Here is a 6,998-nt window from a genome sequence, read left to right as displayed (position 1 = left end):
TGCGAGATGATGATCTCGGCATCGTGCAATTCCTTGTCAAGCACACTGTCCGCACCGTCTTTGCTGGACGTCACAACCAGCGTGTGGCCATTCGCTTCCAGATATTTGCGCAGGCCGAGTTCGCCCGATACGCTACCCAGCAAAGTCCCTGGCTTGAAGTCGATGCCTTTTGGCGTCGGCAATGTTTGTCCGTCAGGATAGATGGACGGTTGTGCTACATCGTCACGTGCATAGCTTGTTGGGTAACCGGTGACAGGATCGTCGTACAAAACGCATAAAACTTTAGCCATGATGTTACTTCTCCATAAGATTGCGTGATTGCCGCAGAGAATAGAAATTCGCGGGACGCTGAATTTCTTCTGCAAGCGGACATCGAAATGAATGCCAGCGCAGCGATCTTATGAAGGAAGCGAAATGCGGTCTAATCGTTTGATGTGATGGGCTGATAGCTGCCAGTTATGTAGTCATCGAAACGCGCCTGCAAATCGATCTGGGCGGCAATATTGCGCGCTGCCGTCACGATAGGGGAACAGGGATCGTGTGCCAGCGAAATCATGCCGATGGCGCGGCTGAGTTCCGGCACCAGCGGAATGGCGGCCATTTCATCTCGCGCCTCGAACAGACACAACAAGCTATGCGGCACCACACTGAACAGGCCGGCATGGCGCACCTGCGAATACAGGGCAAAAACCGAATCAGTTTCCACCACCACATTCGGCTGCACATCGGCGCGCCGGAAGGCGGCATCGACGATGCGGCGATTCTGCATATGCGCAGTCAGCAGACACAGCGGCAACTCAGCCGCTTCTTCCCAACTGATTTCCGTCCTGTCTCCCATCGCCAGCTGATCGCGCGCCAGCAGCATGTACCGCTCGCGGTATAGCGGTTGCACATGAAAACCGCTGAGGCGCTGGTCTTCCAGATAGGTAAGGCCGATATCGAGCTCGAAATCGTCCAGTCTGCGCATGATTTCTTCGGTACTGAGCGACAGCACCAGTTGCCGCAGATCGGCATGCTGCGCACGACACGGACCGGTCAGCAAGGACACGATAGGCATGGTGGTCGGAATCGCACCGAGGCGCAGGGTGCCGCTTAGTTTCACGCGCGACATTGAGGCTTCCTGCCGCATTCCTTCCAGCGCGGCCAGTGTCTGCCGTGCCCAGTCGAGTATGCGTTCGCCTTCCGGCGTGAAACCCTGAAAGCGCTGACCGCGCTGCACGATGGCAACGCCAAGTTCGGTCTCCAGATTGCGCACCGCCGCCGACAGCGCAGGTTGCGATACGCAGCATATTTCTGCCGCGCGGGCGAAATGTTTTTCACGCGCGAGCGTCACGAGGTAATCGAGTTGGCGTACGAACATGGTGATGAAGTGCCCTGAATACAGCGTTGCAAGGAAGGGCAAATCGCGCAGGAAATGCCCGGCATGGATAGCAGGATGATGCGGGCGGCGGCATGGCTACTGTACACGTGCCGGAGAAAAATCTGCCACGCAACCCTCGTATCGACAGGGGTATTGAGGAGAAAATCAGCCGCCCGATTTTTATATGTCGTTAAACGACATATCGCATATAATACCGTTTTTGCACCGCCACTGCGGCGCTTTATCACGCGGATTTTCACCATGAATAAAGCTGCTTCCCCAATCAAGCTGGAAGGTTTGTCCAAGCCACGCGGCAAGCGCTGGGATCATCTGGAACTGCTGGAGCGTATCGATGCGTCCGGCTCCATTTCGGCCGCCGCCGGCGCGATGGGCATGAGTTACAAGGCGGCATGGCAGGCCGTGGAGGCCATCAATAATCTGTCGCACGAACCTTTGGTAGTGCGACAGCCGGGCGGCAGTACCGGCGGCGGTACCTGTCTGACCGATTACGGACGCCGCCTGGTCGCCACTTACCGACGGCTGGAACAGGAATGGGCTAGCGCGCCCGCCGCCATCGGCCGCTCCATGAGCGATTTCGATCAGTACTACCGCATGACCAGGAGATTCGATATGCAAACCAGTGCGCGCAACCAGTTTCTCGGCACCGTCTCGGCAGTAAAAATGGGCGCAGTAAATGCCGAAATCATTCTCGACATCGGCAATGGCGAAGAACTGGCCGCCATCATCACCAACGACAGCGCCGAACACCTGGGACTGGAAGTCGGCAGCGAAGCCTATGCGCTGGTAAAGGCGCAATGGATCATTCTGGCCGTCGGCGACGATATCAAGACCAGTGCACGCAATCGTCTGAGCGGCACCGTGGTGCGCTGCCAGGAGGGTGCAGTGAATGCAGAAGTCGTGATCGAACTGCCGGGCGGCAAAACCATCGCCTCCATCATCACGAATGAAAGCGTCAAGATACTCGGCCTGAAAGAAGGTGCACGCGCTTCCGCGCTGATCAAGGCTTCGCACATCATTCTGGCGGTGGCCGCCTAGGATTTTCCATCCATTTTCAACTCGCTTATTTCCTATCCATCATGAAAAAAATCTCTTGCTCCCTCCTCGCCGGCTTGCTGTCGCTCGGCCTGTCCGCATCCGCCTTCGCTGAAGAAGTCCAGGTTGCCGTTGCGGCCAACTTTACTGCGCCGATGAAAGCGATCGCTGCTGATTTTGAAAAAGCGACCGGCCACAAAACCGTGCTGTCTTTCGGCTCGACCGGCAAGTTTTATTCGCAAATCACGAACGGTGCACCATTCGAGGTTTTCCTCGCAGCAGACGATGAAACCCCGATCAAGCTGGAGAAGGAAAACGGTATCGTTGCCGGTTCGCGCTTTACCTATGCCATCGGCAAACTGGTATTGTGGTCAGCCAAGCCTGACTTCGTTGATGCCAAAGGCGAGATCCTGAAAAAAGGCAGCTTCGATCACATCGCGCTGGCCAATCCCAAGCTCGCGCCTTACGGTGCGGCGGCTGTTGAAACCATGAACAAGCTCGGCGTGCAGGAAAAACTGCAACCAAAATTTGTACAGGGCGACAGCATAGGCCAGGCTTTCAGCTTCGTTTCCACCGGCAATGCCGAACTTGGTTTCGTCGCGCTGTCGCAAGTCTATGAAGGCGGCAAGATCAAGAGCGGTTCCGCCTGGATCGTGCCTGGCAACCTGCACAATGCAATTCGCCAGGACGCTGTTATCCTGAGCAAAGGTAAAGACAACAAGGCGGCCAGTGCATTGATCGATTATCTGAAATCGGAACCGGCAAAAGCCGTCATCCGCTCCTTCGGTTACGACCTGTAATTTAATCATCGCAGGAAAGTGAAGACGCAGATTGCTGAATGATCCCAACTTCGACGCGATCTTCCTGACGCTCAAGCTCGCCGGCCTCACCACCGCCATTCTTCTTGTCATAGGAACGCCACTGGCGTGGTGGCTGGCGCGCTCGCGCTCGTGGATCAAGGGACCCGTCGGCGCCATCGTGGCGCTGCCGCTGGTGCTGCCACCCAGCGTGCTCGGTTTCTACCTGCTGGTCACCATGGGACCCGACGGCCCTATCGGCAAGCTGACCCAGGCTCTCGGCATCAGTCCATTGCCATTCAGCTTTGCCGGCCTGGTCGTCGGCTCGGTGTTTTACTCGATGCCGTTTGTCGTGCAACCGATCCAGAATGCCTTTGAAGCGATGGGCGAACGTCCGCTGGAAGTGGCCGCAACCTTGCGCGCTTCACCGCTGGATACCTTTTTCAGCGTCACCCTGCCATTGGCGAAACCCGGTTATCTGACGGCCATCGTGATGGGCTTTGCGCATACCGTCGGCGAGTTTGGCGTGGTACTGATGATAGGCGGGAATATCCCGAAAGAAACGCGCCTGATCTCGGTACAGATTTACGATCATGTGGAAGCGCTCGAGTACGCGCAAGCGCATTGGCTGGCAGCCGGCATGGTGGTATTTGCGCTGCTGGTGCTGGTCGCACTGTATACATTGAATCCGACCGGGCGGCGCAAATGAACGATAAGGTCGATCAAATCAAGGCCCGCTTCAAGGTCGATTACAACGCCTTTGCACTGACGGTCGATCTGGCGCTGCCCGGTCGCGGCATCACCGCCTTGTTCGGCGCCTCAGGCTCGGGCAAGACGACCTGTCTGCGCGTCATAGCCGGGCTGGAACGCGCTGCGGATGTCTATCTGGAAGTCAATGGCGAGGTATGGCAGGACGATGCGCGCAATATTTTTCTGCCTACCCATCAACGCCCTCTCGGTTATGTCTTTCAGGAAGCCAGCCTGTTCGCCCATTTGAATGTGCAACGCAATCTGGAATACGGCATGCGCCGCATCGCAAAATCGGCGCGCCATGTGTCGCTGGAGCACGCGGTGTCGCTGCTCGATATCGGCCATCTGCTGCAACGCAAGCCGGACAAATTATCCGGCGGCGAACGGCAACGCGTCGCCATCGCACGCGCATTGGCCACCAGCCCGCGCATCCTGCTGATGGATGAACCGCTGGCTGCACTCGATGCAAAACGCAAGGCGGAGATCATGCCGTATCTGGAACGGCTGCACGACGAACTCGACATTCCGGTGCTGTACGTCAGTCATTCGGCAGATGAAGTAGTGCGGCTGGCCGATCATCTCGTGTTGCTCGAAACCGGCAGGGTGGTTGCCAGCGGCGCCACCCAGGATTTGCTGACTCGGCTGGACCTGGAAGTGGCGCACGGCGATGCAGCCAGCGCCCTGGTGACCGCCACCATCAGTGCACACGACCCCGATTACCACCTGAGTTCGGCTACTTTTCCCGGCGGCCAGCTGCTGTTGCCGCAGCAAAGCGCCACGATCGGACAACAGGTACGCATACGCGTACAGGCACGGGATGTAAGTTTGAGTCTGGCGCCGCAACGCGACAGCAGCATCCTCAATATCGTCGCCGCAACAGTAACGGAATTATCAGCCGATGCGGCAGGTCAGGTAATGGTCGGGCTGGACGCGAATGGAACCCGCCTGCTGGCGCGCATTACGCGCAAATCCTGCGTGACGATGGAACTGGCTCCCGGCAAATCGCTGTATGCACAGATCAAGGGTATTGCGATTCTGAAATAACTTGCCGGCGGAATAGGGCGCTTGGCTGGGCGCGCTCAAGCCGTGGTCTTCGCGTGTCCGAATGCTTCAGACAGCAACAGGATTTTCCCGGTGTCGCTGGCATCGTAACCCGCCAGGCCGTTGATGACCTTGCGGAAATAACCGGACTGCACCACATCGATCACCAGCTGGATCAATGGATCGTCCATGATGGACAAGGGCAAGGCCAGGAAATAGCGTTCGCGTATCAGCGGGATGAAATCCAGGCTGAAACGATGCGCCGCCGTCTGCACGCCGACACCTACATCTGCCATCCCGCTCGCTATGTAAGCCGCGACAGCCGAATGCGTGAATTCATTGCTTTGATAGCCTTCGATATCGAAAGGCGAAACATTCGCCCCCGCCAGCATCAATTCCAGCAACATGCGCGTACCGGAACCGACTTGTCGATTGACGAAACGCACACCCGGCCGTGTCAAATCCTGCAGGGCAAGAATTTTTTTCGGATTGCCCGGCGCCACAAACAAACCCTGGCTGCGCACCGCCAGGTGGATCAGGCAATGTTCACGCGGATTCAGCCATTGGGTATAACGCTCCACCGCTTTTTTCTCGAACTCGCCTAGCGGCACGTGGAAACCGGCCAGATCGCATTCATTGCGCGACAAGGCTGCCACCGCATCGGTGCTGTTGCGATAACGCAGATCGACCGGCAGATTGGCTTCGGTCAATTGATGCAGCAGCGCGTCAACCGCAAAACCGTGGCTGGCATCGAGCCGGATCGGTTTGGTTTTGCCGACGATGGTTTTGCCGATTTCACTTTCCAGCTCGGAAGCCAGACTTTCCAGCGTCGGCGACAGGCGCGCACGTATGCGTCTATCGGCCCAGATCAGTTTTTCGGCCAGCGGCGTCAAGGTCGTGCCGCGCCCCCGATCGGTATTCAATAGCGAAGTACCGAACAGCTTTTCCGCCTCGCGCAGCAAACCCCACGAGTAGCGATAGGACAGATCGACCAGACGCGCCGCCTTGGAAATGGAGCCGGTCTTCTGGATCGCCATCAATAGGGCCAGCAAAACCGCTGTGTCCAGCGGCGTGTCCGTACTCTGTGCGATTTCCCAATGGGGATTGATGACGACTTTGAACATGTCAAAAACCTATGTGGCGTTTACGCCGCTTTTATTTATATGCAAAAGATAGCCTATTGAAGCCAGGCTTTACGGGTGCTACCGTTCTGATATTGCAAAGGTTCGCCTGCAAACTATATGCTATTAAAAACATATATACAAGATAATTTTCAACAAGGAAGCAGTATGGTTTCGTTTGATTTCACGACTTCGCGGCACACGCCATTGCCATCGATGTCGTTCACAGGAGTCTCTTTATGAGCGCTGAACACACTTTCGATATGGCCGCGGTCGAGTCTATCATCGCAAGCCGCAAGGCAATGCCTGGAGCATTGTTGCCTATTTTGCACGATATTCAAAATTCGGTGGGATATATTCCGTCGGTTGTCGTGCCGGCCATCGCCGACGGCCTCAACATCTCGCGCGCTGAAGTACACGGTGTGATCACCTACTACCACTTTTTCCGCCAGCATCCGGCCGGCAAGCACGTGGTGCAAATCTGCCGCGCCGAAGCCTGCCAGGCGCGCGGTTGCGAATCGCTGGTCGATCACGCAAAAGAGCTGCTCGGTTGCGATTTCCATCAAATTACCGATGACGGCAAATTTTCGCTGGAAGTCGTCTACTGCCTCGGCCAATGCGCCAGCGGCCCGGCGATCCAGATTGACGACGATCTGTACGCGCGCGTTTCCAAAGAAAAATTCAACAATCTGATTCAAGCGAAGCGAGGTTTGCAATGAGCGCAACGAAGTCCGTAACGATTTTTGTCCCGCGCGACTCGACCGCACTGGCGCTCGGCGCGAATGAAACGGCTGCAGCCATCGCCAAAGAAGCAAAAGCGCGCGGCATAGCCATCAAACTGGTGCGCAACGGTTCGCGCGGCATGTTCTGGCTGGA

The 6,998-nt window shown here is 56.8% G+C and carries 8 protein-coding genes and 1 pseudogene; 6 read left to right on the top strand and 3 right to left on the bottom strand.

The window, feature by feature from the left end:
* Both ABWP27_RS11430 and ABWP27_RS11425 read right to left on the bottom strand, forming a co-directional pair.
* Positions 1 to 290 (bottom strand): annotated as a pseudogene (locus ABWP27_RS11430) (NAD-dependent formate dehydrogenase); the annotation flags it as partial.
* 131 nt (positions 291 to 421) lie between these two features.
* Positions 422 to 1,360 carry a LysR family transcriptional regulator gene (locus ABWP27_RS11425; RefSeq protein WP_353156841.1) on the bottom strand — a complete coding sequence of 313 codons (939 nt, stop codon included), beginning with the start codon at positions 1,358 to 1,360 and terminating at the stop codon, positions 422 to 424.
* A 261-nt stretch (positions 1,361 to 1,621) separates the two neighbouring features.
* Between ABWP27_RS11425 and ABWP27_RS11420 the strand changes: the two genes are divergently transcribed.
* From ABWP27_RS11420 to modC, 4 genes are read left to right on the top strand one after another with little or no spacing between them, the layout of a single operon-like run.
* A complete protein-coding gene (locus tag ABWP27_RS11420) occupies positions 1,622 to 2,416 on the top strand; it encodes a TOBE domain-containing protein (RefSeq protein WP_353156840.1) in 795 nt (264 codons plus the stop codon).
* A gap of 41 nt (positions 2,417 to 2,457) precedes the next feature.
* Entirely contained in the window at positions 2,458 to 3,213 is a 756-nt protein-coding gene (gene modA, locus ABWP27_RS11415) for a molybdate ABC transporter substrate-binding protein (protein ID WP_353156838.1), read from the top strand.
* Positions 3,214 to 3,244: 31 nt separating this feature from the next.
* A complete protein-coding gene (gene modB / locus ABWP27_RS11410; RefSeq protein ID WP_353156835.1) occupies positions 3,245 to 3,919 on the top strand; it encodes a molybdate ABC transporter permease subunit in 675 nt (224 codons plus the stop codon).
* Positions 3,916 to 5,004 (top strand): molybdenum ABC transporter ATP-binding protein, encoded by a 1,089-nt coding sequence (gene modC / locus ABWP27_RS11405; protein WP_353156832.1) that lies wholly within the window; start codon positions 3,916 to 3,918, stop codon positions 5,002 to 5,004. The genes modB and modC overlap by 4 nt, the downstream gene beginning before the upstream one ends.
* A 35-nt stretch (positions 5,005 to 5,039) precedes the next feature.
* On the opposite strand, the gene ABWP27_RS11400 is transcribed toward modC, so the two are convergent.
* Positions 5,040 to 6,125 (bottom strand): substrate-binding domain-containing protein, encoded by a 1,086-nt coding sequence (locus tag ABWP27_RS11400; RefSeq protein WP_353156828.1) that lies wholly within the window; start codon positions 6,123 to 6,125, stop codon positions 5,040 to 5,042.
* 236 nt (positions 6,126 to 6,361) lie between these two features.
* Between ABWP27_RS11400 and ABWP27_RS11395 the strand changes: the two genes are divergently transcribed.
* Both ABWP27_RS11395 and ABWP27_RS11390 read left to right on the top strand, forming a co-directional pair.
* Complete coding sequence (locus ABWP27_RS11395) at positions 6,362 to 6,841, top strand: formate dehydrogenase subunit gamma (RefSeq protein WP_353156826.1); 480 nt, start codon at positions 6,362 to 6,364, stop codon at positions 6,839 to 6,841.
* Positions 6,838 to 6,998: thioredoxin domain-containing protein (locus ABWP27_RS11390; protein ID WP_502905340.1), on the top strand; the 161-nt coding region annotated here is incomplete at its 3' end. The genes ABWP27_RS11395 and ABWP27_RS11390, both read left to right, overlap by 4 nt.

Origin of the sequence: Herminiimonas fonticola, from assembly GCF_040395855.1 — a bacterium.
Classification (GTDB): Bacteria; Pseudomonadota; Gammaproteobacteria; order Burkholderiales; family Burkholderiaceae_D; genus Oxalicibacterium; species Oxalicibacterium fonticola_A.
This window is presented reverse-complemented; position numbering and strand designations above follow the sequence as displayed.

Coding starts and splice junctions, on each gene's coding strand:
- ABWP27_RS11425 (WP_353156841.1), bottom strand. CDS start 1,360: ATGTTCGTACGCCAACTCGATTACCTCGTGACGCTCGCGCGTGAAAAA.
- ABWP27_RS11420 (WP_353156840.1), top strand. CDS start 1,622: ATGAATAAAGCTGCTTCCCCAATCAAGCTGGAAGGTTTGTCCAAGCCA.
- modA (WP_353156838.1), top strand. CDS start 2,458: ATGAAAAAAATCTCTTGCTCCCTCCTCGCCGGCTTGCTGTCGCTCGGC.
- modC (WP_353156832.1), top strand. CDS start 3,916: ATGAACGATAAGGTCGATCAAATCAAGGCCCGCTTCAAGGTCGATTAC.
- ABWP27_RS11400 (WP_353156828.1), bottom strand. CDS start 6,125: ATGTTCAAAGTCGTCATCAATCCCCATTGGGAAATCGCACAGAGTACG.
- ABWP27_RS11395 (WP_353156826.1), top strand. CDS start 6,362: ATGAGCGCTGAACACACTTTCGATATGGCCGCGGTCGAGTCTATCATC.